We start from the raw sequence: 22,224 nt of genomic DNA, 5'->3' as shown, positions 1-22,224 counted from the left end.
TCGTTGGACGCAACAATACGGTGAGGTTGTTAAGGTAACGAAAAGTACATATCCATGTGAATAAATGAACGTAAACTATCGGGGGAACGATGCTACAATAAAAAAACGAGACGCGGCTGCCGGCATGATTCGGTAGCCACGTTATACTCTAGGGGGAGTTTCAATGCTACTTCGAAGATTTCATGAGACGGATATTGACCAGATCATCACTTTATTTTATGAGACCGTACATACCATAAATAAGCAAGATTACACGCAAGAACAAGTAAATGCTTGGGCTTCCCTAGCGGATTTGAAGCAGAGGAAAGAGGTCTGGTTGAAAGCTCTAACTAGTAATATTTCCTATGTTGCTGAAATGAATGGTTATATCGTGGGCTTTTCTGACATGAGTTTACAAGGTTACCTGGATAGACTATTTGTTCATAAAGAGCACCAGGGGAAAGGAATTGCTTCTGCATTGGTAGACACACTTGAATCTGAAGCCAAAAAATTAGGTCTAATCGAAATAGAAACCGATTCGAGTATTACCGCTAGACCCTTTTTTGAAAGAAAAGGGTACATCGTAGTAAAATCGCAAATCGTTGAACGCAATGGCACTAAGCTAATGAATTTTAGAATGAAGAAAAGTTTACGCTAACGAGAGACAAAATCTGAATACAAAAAAACAAAAAGTCGGTAATCCTGAGAACAGGAAGCTGGTTACGTTGGGCAGTTGAGTGCCCTCATTACTCTTTAAATGAAACCATAGTAACATTCCGATCTTTTTCGTTCACGGTTAAAACAACCTCACTTGCAAAGCGTGAGAGAATTACTACGCTCAGATTCTCCTCGTAGATAAAAATCGCTTACCAGAGGATCAATCTTACTTGTATTTATGACCGATTCGATAAAAGAACTTTTTATATTCGGCTTTAAGTCCTCCAGCCTAATTTCCTCCATCTTTCCATTCATGTATATTCCCCGTACTTTCGTAAACAGGCTTGTGAAATTGACGGAAGCATACTCTCCTATTTCGGGATCGTTGTGGGCCGGAATCCGATAAGCAGTATGTTCATGAACAACAAAAGGGGCGATGGCCCATTGCAGGACGATATCATGGATAAAATCTGGAGGCTCCTGAAGCCCACTTGACTCGAATCTCTTAAATGAGAAGTCGACGTTTGTTTCTACCCGATTCTCTCCAGTGGGGAATGGTATCTCCATCAGCCAATCCATCTAGTATGTCCTCCTTAATGATCGGTTGCAACGCCAGTCGCTGTTTACCCTTATGATTCCAGCAAGTTGATAGATTTGCTAGCAGATTAATCCTTTCGTAGGAGCTGAACTCTTTGGCGTAATTCCTGTTCGGTCAACGACTCCAATTGCAACAAGGCCTCATACGGATCATCACCCGGAATATGAAAGTATCGAGCAAATGCAGGTTCTGTTTTGAGGCCGTCTTGCTTCAGAGCCCTGATATGTATACACGCATCCAAGCCCCCTATATGTAACAATCGTGCTTCGATGTCCATATGACGATAGGCGTTTTGCTTTTCCACAGCAACCGGTTGTGCAAACAATTCAAACCAAAAGCCAGCTGTGAAAAATGAAATAACGCATGTGGGAATCCCTTTTAGATCGAGTTTTGTCAATTCAAATCTGGACAAGCAGCCAAATGCTTTACGGACAACCAGCTCAAACTGATCCAGATCATGGCTCTCGCAAATAATATCCAGATCGCTTTGCTCAACATCAATGTCCAATGGGATGGTTCCGGCAAGCACTGGACGGTAATCGGCTAGTACTTCCATGATATGCGTCTGTTGAATCGCTTCCCACGCCGCTTTTTGGCGCATCGTTCCTCTGCTCAAGTAAGAGAGATCATGCCAATTTTTCATGAAACTACCCCCATGTCCACTTTCTTTTAAAATAGTGTAGACAAAAGTGAATAAGTGCGCAACGAAATTGGTAATCACTCGTATACCTAAATGAAGGGAGTGTAGTGGATGGAAATACTTTTGTGGGTTGTGGTTGTGTTATTGTTCCTGTTAAGCATCGCAGGAATTTTCTTACCCGTTTTACCTGATACGATCTTGTTGTGGGCGGGCTTTTTGCTCTATCACTTTTTCATTGCAGATCCGGGAGCGGGATTGCCGGCATCCTTTTGGTGGGGAATGGCCGTTCTAAGCATTCTGCTTTACGGTGCTGACTTGCTGACGAACATGTACTTCGTGAAAAAGTATGGGGGGTCAAAGTGGTCGTCCGTTGCTGCAGCGGTCGGAATTATCCTCGGAATTTTCGTTTTCCCACCGTTTGGTATGCTGATCTTGCCGTTCGTATTCGTCGTTCTCGTAGAGTTGATGGTGCAGAAGCAATCGATGGAGCGAGCGGTGAAAGCGGGGGTAGGCTCACTGATTGGATTTTTGGGCAGTGCGGTTGTAAAAGTCATCTTGCAAGTTACGATGATCATCTGGTTTTTTATCGCCAGATAACATATAGAAAACAAAAGGGACAGCCGAGGCTGTCCTTTTTTACGTGGAAACTAGTGAATGAGGCGATAGACGCCAATGACTTTACCGAGAATGGTGACATGCTCCAGAATGATCGGTTCCATCGTGGCATTTTCCGGTTGGAGACGGAAGTGGTTCTTTTCTTTGAAAAATCTTTTGACGGTCGCTTCATCTTCTTCTGTCATGGCTACGACAATGTCACCATTGTTCGCTACGTGCTGTTGGCGAACAATGACGTAGTCTCCGTCGAGAATTCCGGCATCAATCATACTATTCCCGGAGACACGCAGCATGTAGACCTTGTCGGAAGTCACGATATTGTCTGGAAGCGGGAAGTATTCTTCCACATCCTCAATGGCTGTAATGGGCTGTCCAGCGGTTACTTTTCCGATTACTGGCACACGGACGACAGAGTCTTCGAAATTGTCTTGAAAACGATCTTCATCTGAAAGCAATTCGATGGCGCGAGGTTTGGTAGGATCTCGACGAATGAGGCCTTTTTTCTCTAAGCGTGCCAAATGACCATGTACCGTTGAGCTGGAAGCGAGTCCGACAGCCTCTCCAATTTCACGTACAGAAGGCGGATAGCCTTTATCACGAACTTCCTTTCGTATAAACTCGATGATGGCTTGTTGTCTACTCGATAATTTTGACATAGAAAGACACCCCTGATTTCTCGAACATATTTTCCTATATTATACCATGGGAGCTTGCGTTCGACAAACATAAGTTCGTTTCGTTGTTGACATGAACATATGTTCTCATTTATTATGAGTTTACAAGAGAACAGAACGTATGTTTGTAAGGAGGCCATTATCATGAATTCATCGACAGTACGTAATCGTTTCGAGAAAAAAGAAGAACGTCGTGTTCGTTTTGGTATCACGAGAGGTCAAGCACTCTTGTTTCTTATTACATTTACTCTCTTTTTTTACTTGTTGACCGAACTAGTGTTTGCTGCTTCGCCAATGGACGAGCCACAAGGCATAGAAGTAACCGTACAATCCGGAGATAGTCTATGGTCGTTAGCCGTTCGCTACTCAGATCAGCATACGGATGTTCGTGACTATCTCATAGAAATCAAGGAAGCGAACGGTTTGGATAGCAACTGGATTTACCCGGGGCAGACTCTGATCATGCCTGATATGCCGTAAGTGTTCGGCTGTCTTGCGGGATCATTCGAATGTGGTATAATGAAGCGGCACTACTACAGAGTGGGAGGAACCAGCAGTGGTATCTGACGCAGAAATTAAACGCATTAACGAATTGGTCAAAAAGTCTCGCGAAGAAGGTTTAACTGAAGAGGAAAAGCTCGAGCAAAAAGCATTGCGCCAAAAGTACATTGACGCCGTTAAGCTTTCACTGAGAGCAAATTTGGATTCCATCCGTTATGTGGAAGACCTTGAAGAAAATAAGCCAAAACAGTAAGATAACAATTACTGATACGACAGACATCCTCGCTTGACGCTAGGGTGTCTTTTTCTGTGACAGACATAACGCTTTGATAGCCAGGGAGGGAAAGTGATGGCGTGGATAGCTGTGGCGGTTGGCGGAGCAGTTGGCTCTCTTGTGCGCTACCTATTGTCTTTACTCGCAAATCAGCCGGAATGGCCGTGGGGAACCTGGATCGCCAATGTCTGTGGATCCTTGATCATTGGCATCTTGTTCGTGCTGGGGAAAGAACGAGGCATTTTATCTCCAACACTCTATCTCTTATTTGCAACGGGTGTCATGGGAGGATTTACGACATTCTCTAGCTTCTCCTTGGAAGTGGTCACTTTTTGGGGAGAAGGACATCTGTTGCGGGGCACATTATATGCTCTTCTCAGTTTGGGAGTCGGTCTACTTTCATGTGCGGTTGGAATATGGCTGGCCAGGCAATGGTCCTAATACGTTCAAAGACACGATACATGTGAGGGGGAATGAAGGTGAGTACACAGCATCGTGATTATGAGTTGGAACAAAAAAAGCTGGATGAAACCATTTCAGCTATTGATGAAGAAATGGAGCAGCTTCGCAATGATATTCGCGAGGCAACCGATGATTATGTGAAACAGGTCGTTAACTCTAAAAAGGCAAAGGATTTGCGCTACCTGGAAGATCAGGGGCGAGAGAAGCCTTATTTCGGCAGAGTGGACTTTTTGAAAGATGAAATCTACGAGCTGGATCAGGTTTACATAGGAAAACGGGGAATTGTACGCAGCGATACATTTGATTCTGTCGTCGTGGATTGGCGTGCGCCTATCGCCAGTCTTTATTATTCTGGTGAGAGCAAAGACGCGTTTTATCGGATGGGACGCGAGATCGTGCGTGGTGAAGTTCGATTAAAGCGTAATTTTGCGATTGAAGACGGAAAGATCGTCGGCATCTATGATGGAGCGGTAAAAGAAACAATTAACCGCGAAATGGGGCATCCTGACGAGTTTTTGCAGGAGGGCTTCATTGATGAATTTTTGGCAGCCAATTTAAATCAGGCGAACGATAGCAGGCTAAAAGACATCGTCGCTACCATACAATCCGAGCAAAATGATATTATTCGGGCGGAAAAAGAACGGCCCATTGTTGTGCAAGGAGTAGCGGGGAGCGGAAAAACGACCATTGCGTTGCACCGACTCTCCTATTTGATTTATAACTTCCAGGATTCCATGATGTCCAAAAAATTCATGGTGTTTGCGCCAAACCGGATGTTTCTTACCTATATATCCGAGGTTTTGCCGGAGTTGGGAGTCGATGACGTACAACAGTCTACCTTTGTAGATTGGGCAGCGCGTCTTGTGAAGCCTCTGCTGCCAAAAGGATGGAGAATCGTAAGTCCCGATAAGCCTCTTCAATTGTTCTTCGAAGAAGGGCAGGATGAGCGCCAGCAAGATATGACGAGAAACAGGCTTCGCTTCAAAGGATCGCTCGCTTGTCGGGAGGCGCTGGAGCAATACATTCGGCATATCGTCGAAACGAAAATCCCTTTTAAGAAACTCAGCTTTTTATATAACAAAACAAAGCAAGTCTTTTCCATTCCGGGGGATTTTATTCGCCAATGCTTCCTGGAGCAATTCGCCAATATGCCGTATCATCGACGAGTAGAAGCGCTTCGTAAGCATTTAAAACAAGAAATGAACAAGCAATTATTTGCCCATCTACGAGAACGAAAAGTCGATTTGGACAAAGAAGGCTTGTACAAATTCGAGAAAATGCTGGAGCAAATCCTGGATACGTACCTGACTTCGTTTCCAAGACTGGAAATCTTCGCAGCTTATCGCGAGCTGATTGCTGACGAGGAATTGCTGCGCAAACTCGCACCTGCTGACATTTCAGACGAAGTTGTTCGTGATGTGACCCAGTCAAGTGCTGCGCTGTTTGCAGAGGAGCGATTGGAGCCCGAAGATATCGCGCCATTGCTATACTTGCAGCATATTGTGGAAGGAATGAATAAGGCGGAGCATTTTGATCATACGGTCGTGGATGAAGCACAAGACTTGAGTGCGTTAGAAATAGCTGTCATTGCATTGGCAACCAAGCGAAACTCGCTCACGATCGTGGGAGATATTGCGCAAGGCATTCATAGCTACCGGGGAATTCATGCCTGGGAAGAGTTGACCAAGGGGATATTTGCGCAGCTGTTTCCTTCCTATTATACGTTGTCGCAAAGCTATCGTTCGACGATTGAGATTATGCGCTGTGCTAACGAAGTGTTGCGGCAAATTGAATTGCCCGAGACGGTATTGGCAAAACCGGTTTTGCGTCATGGTGAAAAACCAATCATGGTCAAGGCACGTTTACGAGCGCAACTGTGGGAGGACATCTCTTCGCGTGTGGTAGCCTACCAGTCGGAAGGCTTCAAAACGATTGCGATCGTAGCGAAAACGATCCAAGCGAGTAAAAAAGCACATAAAGGCCTGCAAGACAAGATAGCTGATCTGACTCTGTTAGGCAGCAAGGATAACCAATTTCCGGGTGGCGTAACCGTCATGCCTGCTTTTTTAACAAAAGGCTTGCAGTTCGATGTGGTCATTTTGCTGGATGTGGACGCTTATCAAAATAATGAATGGGACGCAAAGCTGTTGTATGTCGCGATGACACGTCCAGTCCATCGGCTTGTTATGACGCAGGTTGATGACGTTTCTTCACCGTTGCTAATAGATTTACCAACAGCGCTCTACACCATGGCTACTGACGAATAAGAATCTACTCATCAAAGAAAACCCTCTGCATGTATAAAAGCAGAGGGTTTATCTGTATCATGCTTAGTGGTCACCTGTGTTACCTTTAGAAGGGTTCGTAATCACAAAACCTTCTTGTGGCAAGAAGAGGTAATCAATGACGACGCCATTCAGCAAAGGCTCATCTTTTTTCACGATCACATCGATCTCTTTGTCGGTAGAGATCACAACATCTTCTTCTGTTGGCTTGTCCAGAGCGAGTCCGTAATGTGCATGATCACCGTGAGCGTGCGTAATATAAACGCGCAGTTTCAATTCTTTGTCTTCTTCTTGCTCGATGATTGGAGCCAATTGCTTGGCAGCGTTACGAGTGATTTTTAGTTTCACAGGTCAAATCCCCTAACTGTATGTAAGTTACCCCTCCATCTTAGCAAGAGGGAAATCAGGATGCAATGTTGAAAGTGTTACGATATGACTAGAGAATGACAACAGGGTGGGGGAGAATGATTTATGAAAATCGATTTGCGCAGTGATACCGTTACGAAGCCAACCGAGGAGATGCTTCGAGCAATGGCGGAAGCGGAGGTTGGGGATGATGTTTACCGGGAGGACCCAACTGTCAATCGTTTGGAAGCGATCGCGGCTGAAATACTCGGAAAGGAAGCTGCGCTGTTCGTAACAAGTGGCACGCAAGGTAATCAGGTCGCTGTTTTGACGCATTGTGTCAACGGAGACGAAGTCATTGCGGAAGCGGATTCGCACATTTTTTACTATGAAGGCGGCGCAATGTCGGCATTGGCTGGCGTGCAAACACGGACGCTGGTTGGTGAACGCGGTGCTCTGCGTGCAGAAGAGGTAGAGAGGGCGATTCGGGGCAACAATATCCATTTTCCTCGGACGAAATTGATCTGTCTCGAAAACACACATAATCGCGCGGGCGGGGCGGTAATCTCTGGCGCGCAAATGAAGAGCGTCTATGATATCGCGCAGAAACACGGTATTCCCGTTCATTTGGACGGTGCGCGTCTCTTCAATGCGGCTGCGGCCCAAGGTGTTGCAGTCAGTGAGCTAAGCGCTTTTGCCGATACCGTTCAGATTTGCTTGTCCAAAGGACTGAGTGCTCCAGTTGGTTCCATTTTGGCTGGTGATCGTGCGTTTATCGAAGAAGCGAGATGGTGGAGAAAAAAATTAGGCGGTGGATTGCGTCAGGCAGGGTATTTGGCAGCGCCGGGCATCATTGCTCTGACACAAATGACCGATCGATTGGCAGAAGACCATGAACGGGCACAGCAATTGGCAAAAGGCTTGCGTCAACTATCGCTTCAGGTGGAGCAAGTCGAGACGAATATCGTGCTGGTGAAGACGGGCTCGATTGGACAAACAGCTGTCGCTTTCTTGGAACGTTTGGAGGAAAAAGGAGTGCTCGCGGTCGATTTTGACGAGTATGTCATTCGCTTTACGACGCATCGACACATTAGCGATCAATGTATCAAGACCGTTGTGGAAGCAGTAGAGGAATTATTGGTAATAGTGTAATCGTTTCGTTACAACCACTTGTAGCCAGTCGAAGGAAGGACTGGCTTTTTGCTTTGCTGCAATAATTAATTCTGAATAATTAGACAAATTGTACAAAATAAGAGTCTAAACGCGATCAGTTTTTCGCCATTCCGTCTGATTTGTTTCGTCTACACTTGCGTTATCATGGTAGTGTGATAAAGCGAAAGTATTTACCGGTGGATGGAATCGAATCAAGGGGGATGGTCTCGATGAGAAAGAGAATGAGCTTCATTTTGAGCTGTTTCTTGCTGCTTCAAGTTTTAACGGGATGTAGTACAAGTGAAACGGGGGTAACGAATAAACCGAATGATCAGGCATCTCAAACAGCGCAGCCAACGGGAAAAGAGATGGTATTGAATTGGAACGCAGACGGTGGAGAGCCTCCGACAGCGGATCCCGGACTAGCTTCCGATGGTACCTCCTTTGATGTCATTACTGCCTGTTTTGAAGGACTGACTCGCTATGGACCGGATGGGAAAATAGCCAACGCAATTGCTGACAGTTATACGGTATCCGCGGATTTGACGACATACACATTCAAATTGAAACCGAATGCGTTATGGAGCAACGGAGATTCGGTAACTGCCCATGACTTTGAGTTCGCCTGGAAAAGAAATCTCGACCCGAAGACAGCGTCCGAATATGCCTATATGCTTTATTTCATTAAAGGGGCAGAGGAGTTTAACACAGGGAAAGGAACGCATGAAGGCGTAGGGGTTAAAGCACTAGATGATTTTACATTAGAGGTCAAGCTCAATTCGCCAGCTCCGTTTTTTTATGAATTGACGGCTTTCCCGACATTGTTTCCTTTACATAAAAAGACCTTGGAGGCACATCCAGATTGGGCAGCGTCTCCAGACAACTACGTAGGCAACGGCCCATTCAAAATGGAGCTGTGGGAGCATAAAAACAAATTGGTTCTTGTGAAAAACGAGAATTATCATGACAAAGAAGCTGTGAAGCTCGACAAGATCGTCTGGAGCATGATTACCGATACCAACACCGCTCAAGCGTTGTTTGATTCTGGTGATTTGGATTGGGGAGGTCATCCAAGCTACGTGTTGCCCGTCGACGTGATTCCCGCCTTGCAGGAGGAAGGAAAAATCGTAATGGCTCCGTATCCGAACACAGTTGCCGTTACCTTTAATACAACCGTGTCCCCATTTACGAATAAAAAGATTCGACAAGCCTTCTCGTATTCGATCCAACGGCAGCCTTTGGTAGACGGAATTGTGCAGACAGGGGTGCCTGCGGCTTTTGCATGGGTTCCGCCCTCCATGCAACTTAGCGGAAATGACTATTTTCAAGAGGATGTAGAGAAGGCGAAACAGTTATTGGCTGAAGGGTTAATGGAGCTGGGGCTTTCGACGATGCCTACCGTGACATTCACGTATGGTTCAGGTGACGATCGTCAGAAAAAGCTCGCTGAAGTGCTTCAAGATCAATGGAAAAGAAGCTTGGGTGTTGATGTAAAAATCAGTGGCTTGGAGGAAAAAGTATTTTTACAAAACAAGCGCTCCAAAAACTATCAGTTTGCCTACCGAAATTGGGGTGCTGATTTTAACGACCCCATCAATTTCCTGGAAATATTCAAGGACAAAACAGTGGGGACGAACGACGCTGCTTGGGAAAACGACAGATACCGGGAGCTAATCGTCCAAAGTTACTTGGAAAAAGATTCGACGAAGCGTAATGCGATCATGCGTGAGGCAGAGACCATCTTAATGGAGGAAATGCCGATTGCCCCTGTGTATTATGGCGCAAGACCGTATATAAAAAATGACAAAGTCAAAGGATTTTTGATCAACCCGTTTGGTGGTAGGGATTTTAAATATACAACTATCGAACAATAAAAAAGAGTCTTGCCGTATCCGGAAACTTGGAGAGCGGCGAGGCTTTTTTTGGTTCCATTCGGCTAACTCACATGTGTGTAATTCAGAGCCGCCAATGAAATACTATAGCTATCCAACATAGGGGAAAAGAGGGATGGATATGATCTCGGCTAAAGAGCGAGAACGCATTCTCAATCAAATGAAACGGGACGAGAGCAAGATTGTCAACATCGTTCTAAACGACGCCAATCAGGTTGCAGGCGAAATTGAAAAAGCCAACCACCAAGGCATTTTCCTGGTGGATGGCCGGTACTACGGATACGAGGACATCAAAGAAATCAATGGCTCGTAATGGTTACAGACGGGGAGGGGGGAAGAAGTAGCGCAAGGCGTCAGGCAACTCTTTTTGCCACAAACCCCAGACATGATTCCCTGGTTTTTCCCGATAGGACAAGGTTGCTTGTTTGTCCTCAAGAATCTGTTTTGCCTCGCGATTCCAGTGCACGAAATCGAAGGTACCCGCGCTTGTTTCTACAGCAGTCTCATCGAGGCCGACGACCATCCAGATTCGCAGCCAGGATAGACTGGCCTGATTCGAAAGTGGATCGAGTGTTGTTTGGAAAAACGCCCCGGACAACGCGAGTACTTGTGGAAAGAGATCGGGATGTTCCAATGCGAGATGCAAAGAAACAGTTCCACCCAAAGAATCTCCTGCCAATATGCGTGAACCAGGATCACGGCGCACAGGATAACGCTCCTCTATGAAAGGAATCAGTTCTTCGGTGAAAAAGCGCTGATAGGCTGCATTTCTAGACCCCGATGGAGAATACTCGCTCGTGCGCTTGTTGCGATCGACGGAGACACCGACGACGATGTAGGGTTCGATACCTTCTTCCAGAATCAATTGATTGGAGATGGTCGCGATTCGTCCCATCGTAAAAAAGTCGTTTCCATCCTGGCAATAGACAACAGGGTAAGAAAGAAGCTCATTGTATCCCGGCGGTAGGTATACTTTGACCGAGCGGGGAGTGTCCACGTGGACGCTAGGCACTTCTTCTTTCATGATGGTTCGCTTTACATAGTCAGACATCGATTCACACTCCCTGATTGCTCAAATAAAAAACTAAGCCTTGAAAAAAACTGATACAGCTTATATAGTAAATGATAACAGAGAGGAAATAAACCCTGTAATATCAATACTGTAACACATTAAACAGGTATTTTAACTGCAATATAACAGGGTGTTGCAAACGGCGCTGTAAGCCCTTTCTTGCACCACGCAACTTTCTTCTGGATTTTATCAGGGTCACTTCCGCCGCGAATGGCATTCGTCACTCATCGAGCAAATGCTCAGATAGAGGTGACAAAGGGCAACGCGGAAAAGGATGTCCCTTATTCTAGTGACGAGGTGAATGTGATGAGCGTATCCACTGCTGTTGAACAAACAGAGAACAACGCCCCGCTGCAAATTCTTGCCCCGGATGGTACGGTTGTTCGTCCTGACTTGATGCCTAAGCTCTCCGATGATGAATTGCGTGAACTGATGCGTAAAATGGTATTTACCCGTGTATGGGACCAACGCGCAATCAGCTTGAACCGCCAAGGTCGTCTTGGTTTCTATGCACCAGTAGCTGGTCAAGAAGCAAGCATGATCGGTTCTGAGGCTGCTCTTTCCAAAGAAGACTTTGTCCTGCCTAGCTACCGTGATATTCCACAAATGGTATGGCATGGTTACCCTATGCACAAGGCATTCCTGTACTCCCGCGGACACATCGAGGGTGGTAAAATTCCTGAAGGTGTAAACGTATTGATGCCACAAATCATCATCGCGGCTCAATGTACACAAGCAACAGGTGTTGCAATGGGTTACAAGCTGCGCGGTGAAAAGAAAGTGGCGATCAACTACTTTGGTGACGGTGCAACTTCCCAAGGTGACTTCTACGAGGGTATGAACTTTGCAGGTGTATACAAGCTGCCTGTTATCTTCTTCTCCCAAAACAACGGTTATGCGATCTCTCTGCCGTTCGAAAAACAAACGGCTTCTGAAAATATCGCAGTCAAAGCAGTAGCGGCTGGTATTGCTAGCGAACGCATTGACGGTATGGACATTCTCGCGGTTTACTACGCGGTTCAACAAGCAAAAGAGCGCGGCGTGAATGGCGAAGGTGCGACTCTGATCGAAGCAATGACGTACCGCTATGGTCCTCATACCATGGCTGGTGACGACCCAACTCGTTACCGTACAGGTGAAGAGCAAAGCGAGTGGGAACTGCGCGATCCACTGATCCGTTTCCGCAAGTTCCTCGAAGCAAAAGGCCTCTGGAGCGAAAAAGACGAAGAAGCTGTCATCGAAGAAGCGAAAGCAGCTGTTGCGGACGCAATCAAAAAAGCAGACGAAACACCTAAGATGAAAGTTTCCGAACTGATCGATGTAATGTTTGAGACACTGCCGCCTGCACTCGAAGAGCAAAAGGCAGAATTCCTGGCGAAGGAGTCGAAATAAGCCATGGCACAAATGACAATGGTTCAAGCCATTACGGATGCAATGCGCGTAGAGCTGAAACGCGATGAAACCGTTCTTGTCTTCGGTGAAGACGTAGGTAACAACGGCGGGGTGTTCCGTGCAACAGAAGGTCTGCAAGCTGAGTTCGGTGAGCAGCGCGTTTTCGATACGCCACTCGCTGAGTCCGGAATCGGCGGTTTGGCTGTAGGTCTTTCCATCAACGGCTTCCGTCCAGTAGCAGAAATTCAGTTCTTCGGTTTCGTATTTGAAACGTTTGATGCTGTAGCATCCCAATCTTCCCGTATGCGCTACCGTTCTGGTGGTCGCTTCACGAGCCCAATTACATTCCGCTCCCCATTTGGTGGCGGTGTAAAAACGCCTGAACTGCATGCGGACTCTTTGGAAGGTTTGATGCTGCAAACTCCGGGACTGAAAGTGGTTATCCCTTCCAACCCATATGATGCAAAAGGACTGTTGATCTCCGCGATTCGCGACAACGATCCAGTTGTATTCCTTGAGCACATGAAGCTGTACCGTTCCTTCCGTCAAGAAGTTCCAGAAGGAGAGTACACGATTCCACTTGGCAAGGCAAACGTAGTAAAAGAAGGTAGCGATGTTACCATCATCACCTATGGTGCGATGGTGCATACCAGCCTGAAAGCAGCAGAAGAAATCGAGAAAGCCCGTGGAGCAAAAGTAGAAGTAATCGACCTCCGCACCATCAGCCCACTCGATATCGATACAATCGTGGCTTCTGTGAAGAAAACAAATCGTGCGATTGTGGTTCAAGAAGCACAAAAAACGTCTGGTGTTGCAGCAGAAATCATTACGCAAATCAACGAGCGTGCGATCCTGCACCTCGAAGCACCAGTACTGCGTATTACAGCACCAGATACCGTTTACCCGTTTGCACAAGCAGAAGATGTATGGCTGCCTGACGTAAAACGCGTAGTAGATGGTCTGACTCAAGTCCTCGATTTTTAATTGAGAAACGGACATAATGGCGGAAAAGTTGAAAGCTTTCCGCCTTCTTTCTCACGAGATAATAACTAAAAATAAATGATCAATCTCTTTTAAGGAGGAGATACTGTGAGTCGTTTTACATTCAGACTCCCGGAGCTTGGCGAGGGTATCCATGAAGGCGAAATCGTCAAATGGCACGTACAGCCCGGAGATTCGGTAGAAGAAGACCAAGTCATCATGGAAGTACAAAATGACAAGGCGGTTGTAGAAGTACCGTCGCCTGTTAAAGGGAAAGTTATCGAACTGAAAGTAACCGAGGGTACGGTTTCCGTAGTCGGCGATCCACTGATCGAGTTTGACGTAGAAGGCGAGATTCCGAACCTGCCAGACCATGGTCATGGCGATTCCCACGCTGCTGAAGCGGCACCAGCTCCTCAAGCTGCAGACAAAATGGAGCCAGGCTGCGACATCGGTTCCCAAGTGAGTGCAAATGCGAACCAAACTTTGGAAACGCCAATGGCACAAGCAACTGCAGCAGCAGTAGCAGCACCGATTGACCGTAAGCATGTGTTGGCTACACCTTCCGTTCGTAAATACGCTCGCGAAAAAGGCGTTCAATTGGCTAACGTACCTGGTACAGGAAAATTGGGTCGCATCACACGCGAAGACGTAGATCGCTTCGTATCTGGTGGAGCAGCAGCACCAACTGCACAAGCAGTGGCAGCTCCAGTAGCAACTGAGGCACCTGCAGCAGCTACAGGTGTAGCACAAGCAGCAGCGGCTCCAACTGTTCACCACACACCTACAGTAGGCGAGCTGGAAGAGCGCGTTCCGCTGAAAGGTATGCGTAAAGCAATCGCGAAAGCAATGGTGAAATCTGCATACACAGCACCACACGTAACAATCTTCGACGAAGTGGATGTTACAGCACTTGTTGCGATGCGTAAAGATGCGAAGCCACTTGCTGAAGAGCGTGGTGTGAAGCTGACTTACCTGCCTATGATCGTGAAAGCAGTTGTAGCTGGTCTGAAGAAATTCCCAGAACTCAACGCTTCTATCGACGATGAAAAACAAGAAATCATCTTTAAAAAGTACTACAACATCGGTATCGCTACCTCGACAGAAGAAGGCTTGCTCGTTCCAGTTGTGAAATCCGCTGACAGCAAATCCATCTTCCAAATCGCAGGCGAAATCGGCGAGCTGGCGAAGAAAGCACGCGACCGCAAAGCGACTGCTGACGAGCTGAAAGGTTCTACTTTTAGCATCACAAACATCGGTTCTGCGGGTGGTATGTTCTTCACGCCTATCATTAACTATCCAGAAGTAGCTATTCTGGGTGTTGGCCGCATTAGCGAAAAACCGGTTGTGAAAAATGGAGAAATCTCGGTAGGTCAAATGTTGCACCTGTCCTTGAGCTTTGACCACCGCTTGGTTGATGGCGAACCTGCACAGCGTTTCGTCAACTACGTGAAGCAGCTCCTCGAAAACCCAACGCTGCTCGTCATGGAGGGATAAGAGACAATGGTAGTAGGTGAATTTACTACAGAGGTTGACGTACTCGTAATCGGTGCCGGTCCAGGTGGATATGTTGCAGCGATTCGTGCAGCTCAACTTGGTAAAACAGTAGCTGTTGTGGAAAAAGCTGAGCTGGGCGGCGTGTGCCTGAACGTAGGTTGCATCCCTTCCAAAGCGATGATCCACGCTGCACACACATATGAGCACACACAACATACAGAATCCATGGGTATCACGATGGAAAATGTAAAAGTGGATTTTGCCAAAGTACAAGAGTGGAAAAGCGGCATCGTGAAGCAACTGACTGGCGGCGTAGGCTCCCTCTTCAAAGGCCACAAAATCCAGGTAATCCCAGGTGAAGCGCTGTTCGTAAGTGAAAATGAAGTACGTGTATTCCACGGTTATGATGTCAACCGTTATCGCTTCCAGCATTGCATCATTGCAACTGGTTCGCGTCCAATCGAGTTGCCTGCATTCCCGTTTGGCAAACGCGTAATGTCTTCTACTGAAGCGCTGTCCTTGACTGAACTGCCGAAGAGCCTTGTGGTAATCGGCGGCGGATACATCGGTATCGAGCTTGGCACTGTGTTCGCGAAGTTTGGTACAAAAGTTACGATTTTGGAAGGTTCCGATCAAATCTTGCCAGGATTTGAGCCAGACATGCCACGTTTGGTGGAACGCAAGCTGAAAAAGCTCGACGTTACCATCCATACAAAAGCATTGGCACAAGGAATGGAAGAGACAGAAAACGGCGTGATCGTAACTGCAGAAGTAAAAGGCGAGCAACAAAAAATCGAGGCGGAATACGTACTCGTTACTGTTGGACGCCGTCCGAATACAGATGAACTCGGTATTCGCGATATCGGCATGAACATGACTGACCGTGGGCTGATCGTTGTCGACAAGCAAGGCCGCACGAGCATTCCTAACGTGTACGCGATCGGGGATATCGTAGCAGGTCCTGCATTGGCTCATAAAGCTTCCTACGAAGGTAAGGTTGCTGCTGAGGCGATTGCTGGCCATCCTGCTGAAGTTGACTACAAGGCGATTCCAGCGGTTGTATTCTGCGATCCAGAAATCGCAAGCGTTGGAATCAATGAGAAAGAAGCAAAAGAAAAAGGCATCGACTACATTGTAGGTCGTTTCCCATTCGCAGCAAACGGTCGCGCTCTGTCTGTAAATGCAGGCGAAGGTTATGTGAAGCTGATTGCAGAAAAAGAAACGAATCTTGTATTGGGTGCGCAAATCGTTGGTCCAGAAGCATCTAACATCATCTCAGAGATCGGATTGGCGATTGAAATGGGCGCAACACTCGAAGACATCGAGCTGACCATCCACGCACATCCAACACTGGGTGAAGTAACAATGGAAGCTGCTGAATTGGCTCTGGGTCGTCCGATCCACGTCATGAAATAGGAAGTGGGAAAAGCCTTGTGCCAGAAATGGGTGCAAGGCTTTTTCTTCCACATCTTCCCCTTTCCACCTGATCATAAATAATGTAAAATAGTGGGAGACAACGTTAGGTGGAGGTCTGCAGCATGGAAATTACGAGTCGGATGATTGATGACTTGCGATTAAAACTAGAGCGCGCAGCAAAAGATGCAGGTTACAATTTTCTTAACCCTGAAATCGTGAGAATCAGCCAACAATTAGATAAATTAATTGTCGCACATATGCAACATGAAAAACGCCCTTCATGAGGGCGTTTTTGGTTGAGTGGGTACTTCTGAGATGGAATAAAGCAAATGGGCATTCCAGCCTTTTTTCGTAAGCGTGGGTTCTTGGGCATAATAATAGCTAGGATATAAAATCAAATGCTGCGCATCATAGCTAGGACCGTTACTCGGACAGGTAAGCCGATGAGTTTCTGTATCATAAGTAATTGCGGGAGAAATGGATTGCAGATAGGTAGTAAGGGATTTGATTCCTTGTAAAGAGTAATAAATCCGTTCAGCTTCACGAACAAATTTTGGAGCAATCGCCTCCCAATTCGCCTCAAAAAATAGCTGCCAATAAGATGAAACGAACAGGCTAAAACGGCCTTTCACATAATCGGCATCTTCTTCCAAATCGAAGGCAACTACAGGAGCATCGTGATGCAATATCCACTCCTCCAAGATCGGTTTTATACTACGCACAAAATGATCGGTGGGAAGTGTTACGAAGTACTCATATTGATCATCGACAGCCATTACACCTTTTGTATGTAAGGGGTCAAAAGAGTCAGGGATCCCATATCGAAAGAGGGGGACAAAATAGCCCCATTCTTTTAAAAGACGGGCAGACTCAAACTGCTCTACTTTTTCTTCCGTCCAATACGCAAATCGCTCGGGAGGTGTCTCTTGGGCAAGTGTATACAAACTAGCAGCCATCTCGTACAGCGGAGAAACACTATAGCTGATCAAATTGGAAAGAGGGCTATGGTTGCCCGGAAGTGGAATGGTGATCATCTTCACTTAACCTCCATCAAGGATACTAAATTTATCATAGTGCATCCTTGTGGGACAATTCAATCATTTTTGATGTAAAAAAAAGGAAGGGTAGAGGCACCCGACTGCAATGGAGCCAGGTGCCATTCATTATCCTTCTCGTGTTTGAATGGAGCGAGAATGATTTTGCTGCTTCACTTTTTTAGAGCCGGACTGGGGTTCGCCAGTCTGTTCTAGCGGGCGGGCTACATTATTGTAAGTTTGATGCGGATTTTCATCTAGAATATGGTCCTTTTCCATAAAATCAACTCCTTCTTTACCTAGTTTGGCGTAAACACATGATGACGAATCATAGGAAATGCTGGTATTCTATAATGAGGTTGTTGCAAACTGGTATGGTAAGGAAGCGTGTCCGCATTTAGAAGGAATTGATATGTTGTCAAAATTACAGAATGGCACGATACTGTTTATAGAACATAATATTTATTATGTAAACAATAAACGAGCTCTGCTGGTCTGGAAGGAGCGAGAACTATGCCAGTCTTAATCGCCCCCGTATTCAATTCAACAACAGCACAGCCCGTTCGGATCGATTTGCCTAATTCGTACACGCTCATATCCGGCGCAAAGAGGCCATATGAGATCGCTTCTCGTTTTTTACGCAATGAGATGGACGAGAACAAGCGAACCTTTGATTTGCGTGTAGATCCCAGCAGTTTATTTTTAGTTGGGGACCACGAAGAGATGAAAGTAACGGATGATCGGGTGTGGATTGAAGAAATCGAAAATAAGCTAAATCTAGCGTGCACAACGGGGACTTGTTCGATTCCTTACATCATCACCGTCAATGGCAATATGTATGGTATTACGTATTTGAAACGATCGCTTGATGGTGACAAGTACTCATTTGATGATGAAACGGCGGGTATTTTTACTTCATTAGTGGAACAGAAGCTGCCATCCCTTGCTTTTCGTCGCTATGCGCTCTCGCTGGAGAAGAAAAACTACGAGGATCAGTTGTTGGATCTGTGGATTGCATTAGAATCTTTGTTCGTTCCCGATGGAAAAAAAGGCGAGATTACCTATAAATTGCGTGTCCGAATGGCGTACTATTTTGGAGAAACTGCCTTGCAGCGTGAACAGATTGCACAGTTTGTAAAAAAATCGTACAATCATCGCTCAGAGATTGTGCATAGCGGAAAGCTGTTTGGTGACAACCTGGCAAAAGAAGTCACGATTCTGAGGGCGATGACAAGAGCCGCGATTTTGAATATCGCCGGGGAAAGCATCAACCTTCAGGATATGCGTGTCAGGCTGGACGAACTGGCATTTACGGGCGAATCTTATGTGGTGAGGTACGCTCCTACTTTTTTTGAAAGAATTTTGTTGTAAGCCTCATAGAGGAAACAGATCAGGAGGAAGAATAGAGCATGAGTGTTTTGATCGTAGAGAATTTGTCCCATGGTTTTGGGGACCGTGTTTTGTTTCGCGATGTATCTTTCCGTTTGCAACCGAATGACCGTGTAGGACTCGTAGGCGCAAATGGTACCGGAAAATCAACGATGATGGGGATTTTGACAGGCCAAAACTTGCCTGATAACGGTCGGATTGAATGGATGCCCAAAATTGAATACGGATATTTGGATCAGCATACCAAGCTGCAAGCTGGTAAAACGATTCGTGACGTACTCAAGGATGCCTTCCTGCCGTTGTTGGAGCAAGAGGCTGAACTGATGACGATTGGTGAAAAGATGGCTGAGGCATCTCCAGAGGAACTGGAAGAATTGCTGGAGCGCATGGGAGAAATTCAAGACAAGCTGGAAACTAGTGGCTTTTATTTGATCGATGCAAAAGTAGATGAAATCGCCAACGCTTTGGGTTTGAGTGCAATCGGTTTGGAGCGCGATGTTGCATCCCTCTCTGGTGGTCAGCGTACCAAGGTTCTTTTGGCAAAATTGCTGCTGGAAAAACCAACTGTTCTGTTGCTGGATGAGCCGACAAACTACTTGGACGAAGAGCATATCGTGTGGTTGAAAAACTACTTGAAGGAATATCCTTACGCTTTCATGCTGATTTCCCATGACACGACCTTCATGAACGAAGTCGTGAATGTGATTTATCATTTGGAATTTACCAAGTTGAATCGCTACACAGGGAACTACGAATCCTTCCTGGCACAGTCTGAGACAAAACGCAGTCAGCACTTTGACGCATTTGAGAAACAGCAGGAAGAAATCGCTAAAATGGAGGACTTTATTGCGCGCAATAAGGCACGTGCGTCTACTACCGGCCGCGCGAAGAGCCGTCAAAAGCAGCTCGATAAAATGGATCGCATCGACAAGCCGGAGACGGCTGCGAAACCTTCGTTTATCTTTAAAGAATCCCGGGCAAGTAGCCGTTTTGTCATCGAGGCTGAAAACCTGGAGATCGGATATTCGCATGCATTGCTGCCAAAGCTTAGCGTGAAGCTGGAGCGCGGTGAAAAAGTAGCGATTGTTGGCATGAACGGTGTCGGTAAGTCTACTCTGCTGAAAACGTTGCTGGGTGTGATTCCTCCGCTGGGTGGAAAGCTGGAGAAAGGCGATTTCCTCCATCCTGCTTACTTCGAGCAAGAAGTAAAGGCGAAGCCGATTACTGCACTCGATGACGTATGGAATGAATTCCCTTCCATGAATAACCATGAGGTTCGCGGAGCGCTGGCACGTTGTGGCTTGAAAAATGAGCATATCAATCGTAACATGAACGCTCTGTCCGGGGGCGAGCAAGCAAAAGTTCGTCTCTGTAAATTACTGCAGCGCGAAAGCAACTGGCTGGTATTTGACGAGCCGACGAACCACTTGGATGTCGTCGCCAAGGAAGAGCTCAAACGCTCCTTGAAGGAGTTCAAGGGGACCGTCCTTCTCGTATGCCACGAACCTGAATTTTATGAGGATTGGGTTACACAGACGTGGGATGTTGAGAAATGGAGTTTGGAGCAGGCAAAAACACCGATTAAATTGTAAAAGCAAAAACAGGCAGCCACCATCGGGTGAGACTGCCTGTTTTTTTATGTGAGCGACGCATTCCGCATACGGATCATGGAAAAGTGCAGACTGCTTTGTAGCAATGAATCTCGGAGCGGTATCAACGAAGGGGTGATTCGTAATTCAATATCCGATTGGCTAAGACAGTGTACGAGGGCACCTAATGGCCTTACGTCTAGTGGCGAAACAATTTCTTCTGACAAATAGTAACCTGCACCTTCGTCCCAGCTATAAAAAGATTCTGGAGAGAAGGTATATTCATACAGCGTAGTTTGTGTAACCGCGGGATACCATTTGCTTTCGATCGCTATAACCATTTTGGCGCTTGTCACGCCAAGAAAGCGCTCTACGTCTGCCGGCTCAGAATTTGCTTTTTTGTAAAAGCAAATCCTCGGGCAATCCCGCGGTAAATAATACATCGGAGCTCGTTCTGCATCAATCGCCCATACAGCCGGAGCAAGTGCGGGGTGAGAGGGGTGCGCACGAGGCTGAAAAATCGTAATGGCCGGGTCTTTACTATAGTGAAACAATTTGACCATGAATCTGAAACCTCCTTAATATCACCTTAGCCGTTTTCTAAAAAACTGCCCACGCATTTGGCAAATAGCGGCCTCGATAATAGGGAGAAGATGTCTTTGTAATGGCCTCACCATTGTGCAGCATCATGGAGCTGGAACCTCCGTCCATAGCCATTGCTGTAACCACACCTCGCTCAGCCAGTAGCTCTGCCATGTCGTTCATGCTTGCTCCGATGGAATGCCCGGGTTGGCGACCGTCAATGACTGCAAATACAATCGTCCCGTCTTCTTTTTGTCCAATCGCAGTACGTGGTTGAATGCCCCAGCTCTTGGCAGGCTTTCCTTCAAACATATTTTTCCCGTTTACAATTAGCTGCGGACGGAAGCTCACAGCATCACGCACGCCCATCTTCACGAGTTGTTCGGCCGAGTAGCTGCCCGTAATCAGTTTACCGTCATAGGTAAGCCCTAACGCAGTTTCTCCGCTTCTCGGATTGTAGGCCTGCAAAATCTTTCCATCGTGGATGACAACGCCGTAAGCTCGTGCTCCTTTGCCGTAGCCGTCTGGGTCGGCGAATCCACTCGCATTGACGATCCCGATGGCTCCTGTTTTCTTTACAAACTCATCGAGTAAATCCCCACGGTCCTTGCGATTCGTGACGACGAGCCGTACTCTGCTCGGGTCGCTAATGTACATGATTTTTCCTTTAAAGTAATAACTGCCTTTCGAGACGTCAATATCCTCGACCTCGATTAGTTCTCTTGGTTTCTCTGGAAGTGTGACGGTTACCAGATTCGATCTCGGCGGAATAGCAGGTCCTGTCGTGGCTGAGCCTGTATCCTCAGAATTGATAACGGTGGGATGTGTAATTTGCTCCTTTAGTTCTTTCAGTTTTTCATCGGGTAAAAATGTATAAGGGGCCCAGTAATCGTGCTGGGTTGTCAGCAAAGTACCTGCCGCCCACTCGCGTAATTCTACGCCGTTTTTCGTTCCGAATAAAAAAATAATTCCCAGTAGTGCCAAGGTTGTAAAGGTTAAGGCTGTGCCAAGCAGCCATTTCTTAACCCAACGCCATGGTCTTTTGCGGTTGGCTCGCTTGCGTGAGCGAGTCCGAGACAACGTCTCCATTCATGATTCACATCCATCTAACAAATTGTACGAGAGTTATCATTCCTATATGAAGAGACGCATGACCGGGAAAAAGGTTTCAGGAAAATAATATGTGATCAGCCTGGTC

General features: G+C 46.5%; 25 protein-coding genes. 16 read left to right on the top strand and 9 right to left on the bottom strand.

Annotated features, from left to right (window positions below; all coding sequences use genetic code 11):
* The first annotated feature begins 163 nt into the window (after positions 1 to 163).
* Positions 164 to 637 carry a GNAT family N-acetyltransferase gene (locus ACUUHJ_RS17660; RefSeq protein WP_472299514.1) on the top strand — a complete coding sequence of 158 codons (474 nt, stop codon included), beginning with the start codon at positions 164 to 166 and terminating at the stop codon, positions 635 to 637.
* A gap of 149 nt (positions 638 to 786) precedes the next feature.
* On the opposite strand, the gene ACUUHJ_RS17655 is transcribed toward ACUUHJ_RS17660, so the two are convergent.
* Positions 787 to 1,215 carry a hypothetical protein gene (locus ACUUHJ_RS17655; RefSeq protein WP_289673356.1) on the bottom strand — a complete coding sequence of 143 codons (429 nt, stop codon included), beginning with the start codon at positions 1,213 to 1,215 and terminating at the stop codon, positions 787 to 789.
* Between the two features lie 86 nt (positions 1,216 to 1,301).
* Positions 1,302 to 1,877: a DUF4269 domain-containing protein gene (locus tag ACUUHJ_RS17650; protein ID WP_472299513.1), complete on the bottom strand. Its 576-nt coding sequence runs from the start codon at positions 1,875 to 1,877 to the stop codon at positions 1,302 to 1,304.
* Positions 1,878 to 1,985: 108 nt separating this feature from the next.
* On the opposite strand from ACUUHJ_RS17650, the gene ACUUHJ_RS17645 reads away from it, so the two are divergent.
* The gene (locus tag ACUUHJ_RS17645) at positions 1,986 to 2,471 is read left to right on the top strand and encodes a DUF456 domain-containing protein (RefSeq protein WP_173624720.1); all 486 of its coding nucleotides are present in this window, start codon (positions 1,986 to 1,988) and stop codon (positions 2,469 to 2,471) included.
* A gap of 50 nt (positions 2,472 to 2,521) precedes the next feature.
* Here ACUUHJ_RS17645 and lexA read toward each other — a convergent pair whose 3' ends face one another.
* Complete coding sequence (gene lexA, locus ACUUHJ_RS17640; RefSeq protein WP_007718939.1) at positions 2,522 to 3,145, bottom strand: transcriptional repressor LexA; 624 nt, start codon at positions 3,143 to 3,145, stop codon at positions 2,522 to 2,524.
* Positions 3,146 to 3,307: 162 nt separating this feature from the next.
* Here lexA and yneA point away from each other — a divergent pair, with 162 nt between their 5' ends.
* The 4 genes from yneA (at position 3,308) to ACUUHJ_RS17620 (ending at position 6,667) form a co-directional block, all read left to right on the top strand.
* On the top strand, positions 3,308 to 3,643 hold the full coding sequence (yneA, locus tag ACUUHJ_RS17635; protein WP_289673351.1) for a cell division suppressor protein YneA: 336 nt from the start codon (positions 3,308 to 3,310) through the stop codon (positions 3,641 to 3,643).
* Positions 3,644 to 3,719: 76 nt separating this feature from the next.
* Positions 3,720 to 3,917 carry a DUF896 domain-containing protein gene (locus ACUUHJ_RS17630; protein WP_007718933.1) on the top strand — a complete coding sequence of 66 codons (198 nt, stop codon included), beginning with the start codon at positions 3,720 to 3,722 and terminating at the stop codon, positions 3,915 to 3,917.
* Positions 3,918 to 4,013: 96 nt separating this feature from the next.
* The gene (gene crcB / locus ACUUHJ_RS17625; protein ID WP_015891595.1) at positions 4,014 to 4,379 is read left to right on the top strand and encodes a fluoride efflux transporter CrcB; all 366 of its coding nucleotides are present in this window, start codon (positions 4,014 to 4,016) and stop codon (positions 4,377 to 4,379) included.
* A gap of 38 nt (positions 4,380 to 4,417) precedes the next feature.
* Positions 4,418 to 6,667, top strand: a complete 2,250-nt coding sequence (locus tag ACUUHJ_RS17620) for a HelD family protein (protein ID WP_289673347.1) — start codon at positions 4,418 to 4,420, stop codon at positions 6,665 to 6,667.
* Positions 6,668 to 6,730: 63 nt separating this feature from the next.
* On the opposite strand, the gene ACUUHJ_RS17615 is transcribed toward ACUUHJ_RS17620, so the two are convergent.
* Positions 6,731 to 7,033 carry a HesB/IscA family protein gene (locus tag ACUUHJ_RS17615; protein ID WP_472299512.1) on the bottom strand — a complete coding sequence of 101 codons (303 nt, stop codon included), beginning with the start codon at positions 7,031 to 7,033 and terminating at the stop codon, positions 6,731 to 6,733.
* 123 nt (positions 7,034 to 7,156) lie between these two features.
* Between ACUUHJ_RS17615 and ltaE the strand changes: the two genes are divergently transcribed.
* The 3 genes from ltaE to ACUUHJ_RS17600 all read left to right on the top strand — a co-directional run bounded on the left by ltaE (position 7,157) and on the right by ACUUHJ_RS17600 (position 10,387).
* The gene (gene ltaE / locus ACUUHJ_RS17610) at positions 7,157 to 8,182 is read left to right on the top strand and encodes a low-specificity L-threonine aldolase (RefSeq protein WP_472299511.1); all 1,026 of its coding nucleotides are present in this window, start codon (positions 7,157 to 7,159) and stop codon (positions 8,180 to 8,182) included.
* Positions 8,183 to 8,412: 230 nt separating this feature from the next.
* On the top strand, positions 8,413 to 10,056 hold the full coding sequence (locus tag ACUUHJ_RS17605) for a peptide ABC transporter substrate-binding protein (protein WP_472299510.1): 1,644 nt from the start codon (positions 8,413 to 8,415) through the stop codon (positions 10,054 to 10,056).
* A 133-nt stretch (positions 10,057 to 10,189) separates the two neighbouring features.
* Positions 10,190 to 10,387, top strand: coding sequence for a hypothetical protein (locus ACUUHJ_RS17600; RefSeq protein ID WP_015891590.1), 198 nt, complete (start codon positions 10,190 to 10,192; stop codon positions 10,385 to 10,387).
* A 3-nt stretch (positions 10,388 to 10,390) separates the two neighbouring features.
* On the opposite strand, the gene ACUUHJ_RS17595 is transcribed toward ACUUHJ_RS17600, so the two are convergent.
* A complete protein-coding gene (locus ACUUHJ_RS17595; protein WP_289673338.1) occupies positions 10,391 to 11,125 on the bottom strand; it encodes an alpha/beta hydrolase in 735 nt (244 codons plus the stop codon).
* Between the two features lie 327 nt (positions 11,126 to 11,452).
* Here ACUUHJ_RS17595 and pdhA point away from each other — a divergent pair, with 327 nt between their 5' ends.
* The 5 genes from pdhA to ACUUHJ_RS17570 all read left to right on the top strand — a co-directional run bounded on the left by pdhA (position 11,453) and on the right by ACUUHJ_RS17570 (position 16,716).
* Entirely contained in the window at positions 11,453 to 12,538 is a 1,086-nt protein-coding gene (pdhA, locus tag ACUUHJ_RS17590; RefSeq protein WP_016743455.1) for a pyruvate dehydrogenase (acetyl-transferring) E1 component subunit alpha, read from the top strand.
* A gap of 3 nt (positions 12,539 to 12,541) precedes the next feature.
* Positions 12,542 to 13,522, top strand: a complete 981-nt coding sequence (locus ACUUHJ_RS17585; RefSeq protein WP_007718902.1) for an alpha-ketoacid dehydrogenase subunit beta — start codon at positions 12,542 to 12,544, stop codon at positions 13,520 to 13,522.
* A gap of 105 nt (positions 13,523 to 13,627) precedes the next feature.
* Positions 13,628 to 15,016 carry a dihydrolipoamide acetyltransferase family protein gene (locus tag ACUUHJ_RS17580; protein WP_472299509.1) on the top strand — a complete coding sequence of 463 codons (1,389 nt, stop codon included), beginning with the start codon at positions 13,628 to 13,630 and terminating at the stop codon, positions 15,014 to 15,016.
* A gap of 6 nt (positions 15,017 to 15,022) precedes the next feature.
* A complete protein-coding gene (gene lpdA, locus ACUUHJ_RS17575; protein ID WP_472299508.1) occupies positions 15,023 to 16,432 on the top strand; it encodes a dihydrolipoyl dehydrogenase in 1,410 nt (469 codons plus the stop codon).
* Between the two features lie 122 nt (positions 16,433 to 16,554).
* Positions 16,555 to 16,716 carry an aspartyl-phosphate phosphatase Spo0E family protein gene (locus ACUUHJ_RS17570; RefSeq protein WP_289673330.1) on the top strand — a complete coding sequence of 54 codons (162 nt, stop codon included), beginning with the start codon at positions 16,555 to 16,557 and terminating at the stop codon, positions 16,714 to 16,716.
* Here the strand turns inward: ACUUHJ_RS17570 and ACUUHJ_RS17565 are convergent.
* Together ACUUHJ_RS17565 and ACUUHJ_RS17560 are read right to left on the bottom strand one after the other, a co-directional pair.
* Positions 16,711 to 17,466, bottom strand: coding sequence for a hypothetical protein (locus ACUUHJ_RS17565; protein WP_289673328.1), 756 nt, complete (start codon positions 17,464 to 17,466; stop codon positions 16,711 to 16,713). The two genes, ACUUHJ_RS17570 and ACUUHJ_RS17565, sit on opposite strands and share 6 nt — an antisense overlap.
* Before the next feature lie 129 nt (positions 17,467 to 17,595).
* Positions 17,596 to 17,745, bottom strand: a complete 150-nt coding sequence (locus tag ACUUHJ_RS17560) for a small acid-soluble spore protein P (RefSeq protein WP_289673326.1) — start codon at positions 17,743 to 17,745, stop codon at positions 17,596 to 17,598.
* A gap of 234 nt (positions 17,746 to 17,979) precedes the next feature.
* On the opposite strand from ACUUHJ_RS17560, the gene ACUUHJ_RS17555 reads away from it, so the two are divergent.
* Positions 17,980 to 18,837, top strand: a complete 858-nt coding sequence (locus tag ACUUHJ_RS17555; protein ID WP_289673324.1) for a HEPN domain-containing protein — start codon at positions 17,980 to 17,982, stop codon at positions 18,835 to 18,837.
* Positions 18,838 to 18,875: 38 nt separating this feature from the next.
* Entirely contained in the window at positions 18,876 to 20,447 is a 1,572-nt protein-coding gene (locus tag ACUUHJ_RS17550; RefSeq protein ID WP_016743461.1) for an ABC-F family ATP-binding cassette domain-containing protein, read from the top strand.
* Between the two features lie 44 nt (positions 20,448 to 20,491).
* On the opposite strand, the gene ACUUHJ_RS17545 is transcribed toward ACUUHJ_RS17550, so the two are convergent.
* Positions 20,492 to 21,007 (bottom strand): DUF6886 family protein, encoded by a 516-nt coding sequence (locus ACUUHJ_RS17545; RefSeq protein WP_472299507.1) that lies wholly within the window; start codon positions 21,005 to 21,007, stop codon positions 20,492 to 20,494.
* A gap of 37 nt (positions 21,008 to 21,044) precedes the next feature.
* Positions 21,045 to 22,115: a phosphodiester glycosidase family protein gene (locus ACUUHJ_RS17540; RefSeq protein WP_472299506.1), complete on the bottom strand. Its 1,071-nt coding sequence runs from the start codon at positions 22,113 to 22,115 to the stop codon at positions 21,045 to 21,047.
* Positions 22,116 to 22,224 lie beyond the last annotated feature (109 nt).

It is taken from the genome of Brevibacillus schisleri (assembly GCF_055685845.1).
Note: the sequence above shows the minus strand (reverse complement) of the source record. Positions and strands in the feature narration are given on the sequence as shown.

What these genes read in the sequence shown, in the direction of transcription:
- ACUUHJ_RS17660 (WP_472299514.1), top strand. Translation starts at nt 164, where the DNA reads ATGCTACTTCGAAGATTTCATGAGACGGATATTGACCAGATCATCACT.
- ACUUHJ_RS17655 (WP_289673356.1), bottom strand. Translation starts at nt 1,215, where the DNA reads ATGGATTGGCTGATGGAGATACCATTCCCCACTGGAGAGAATCGGGTA.
- ACUUHJ_RS17650 (WP_472299513.1), bottom strand. Translation starts at nt 1,877, where the DNA reads ATGAAAAATTGGCATGATCTCTCTTACTTGAGCAGAGGAACGATGCGC.
- ACUUHJ_RS17645 (WP_173624720.1), top strand. Translation starts at nt 1,986, where the DNA reads ATGGAAATACTTTTGTGGGTTGTGGTTGTGTTATTGTTCCTGTTAAGC.
- lexA (WP_007718939.1), bottom strand. Translation starts at nt 3,145, where the DNA reads ATGTCAAAATTATCGAGTAGACAACAAGCCATCATCGAGTTTATACGA.
- yneA (WP_289673351.1), top strand. Translation starts at nt 3,308, where the DNA reads ATGAATTCATCGACAGTACGTAATCGTTTCGAGAAAAAAGAAGAACGT.
- crcB (WP_015891595.1), top strand. Translation starts at nt 4,014, where the DNA reads ATGGCGTGGATAGCTGTGGCGGTTGGCGGAGCAGTTGGCTCTCTTGTG.
- ltaE (WP_472299511.1), top strand. Translation starts at nt 7,157, where the DNA reads ATGAAAATCGATTTGCGCAGTGATACCGTTACGAAGCCAACCGAGGAG.
- ACUUHJ_RS17605 (WP_472299510.1), top strand. Translation starts at nt 8,413, where the DNA reads ATGAGAAAGAGAATGAGCTTCATTTTGAGCTGTTTCTTGCTGCTTCAA.
- ACUUHJ_RS17600 (WP_015891590.1), top strand. Translation starts at nt 10,190, where the DNA reads ATGGATATGATCTCGGCTAAAGAGCGAGAACGCATTCTCAATCAAATG.
- ACUUHJ_RS17595 (WP_289673338.1), bottom strand. Translation starts at nt 11,125, where the DNA reads ATGTCTGACTATGTAAAGCGAACCATCATGAAAGAAGAAGTGCCTAGC.
- pdhA (WP_016743455.1), top strand. Translation starts at nt 11,453, where the DNA reads ATGAGCGTATCCACTGCTGTTGAACAAACAGAGAACAACGCCCCGCTG.
- ACUUHJ_RS17585 (WP_007718902.1), top strand. Translation starts at nt 12,542, where the DNA reads ATGGCACAAATGACAATGGTTCAAGCCATTACGGATGCAATGCGCGTA.
- lpdA (WP_472299508.1), top strand. Translation starts at nt 15,023, where the DNA reads ATGGTAGTAGGTGAATTTACTACAGAGGTTGACGTACTCGTAATCGGT.
- ACUUHJ_RS17570 (WP_289673330.1), top strand. Translation starts at nt 16,555, where the DNA reads ATGGAAATTACGAGTCGGATGATTGATGACTTGCGATTAAAACTAGAG.
- ACUUHJ_RS17565 (WP_289673328.1), bottom strand. Translation starts at nt 17,466, where the DNA reads ATGATCACCATTCCACTTCCGGGCAACCATAGCCCTCTTTCCAATTTG.
- ACUUHJ_RS17560 (WP_289673326.1), bottom strand. Translation starts at nt 17,745, where the DNA reads ATGGAAAAGGACCATATTCTAGATGAAAATCCGCATCAAACTTACAAT.
- ACUUHJ_RS17555 (WP_289673324.1), top strand. Translation starts at nt 17,980, where the DNA reads ATGCCAGTCTTAATCGCCCCCGTATTCAATTCAACAACAGCACAGCCC.
- ACUUHJ_RS17550 (WP_016743461.1), top strand. Translation starts at nt 18,876, where the DNA reads ATGAGTGTTTTGATCGTAGAGAATTTGTCCCATGGTTTTGGGGACCGT.
- ACUUHJ_RS17545 (WP_472299507.1), bottom strand. Translation starts at nt 21,007, where the DNA reads ATGGTCAAATTGTTTCACTATAGTAAAGACCCGGCCATTACGATTTTT.
- ACUUHJ_RS17540 (WP_472299506.1), bottom strand. Translation starts at nt 22,115, where the DNA reads ATGGAGACGTTGTCTCGGACTCGCTCACGCAAGCGAGCCAACCGCAAA.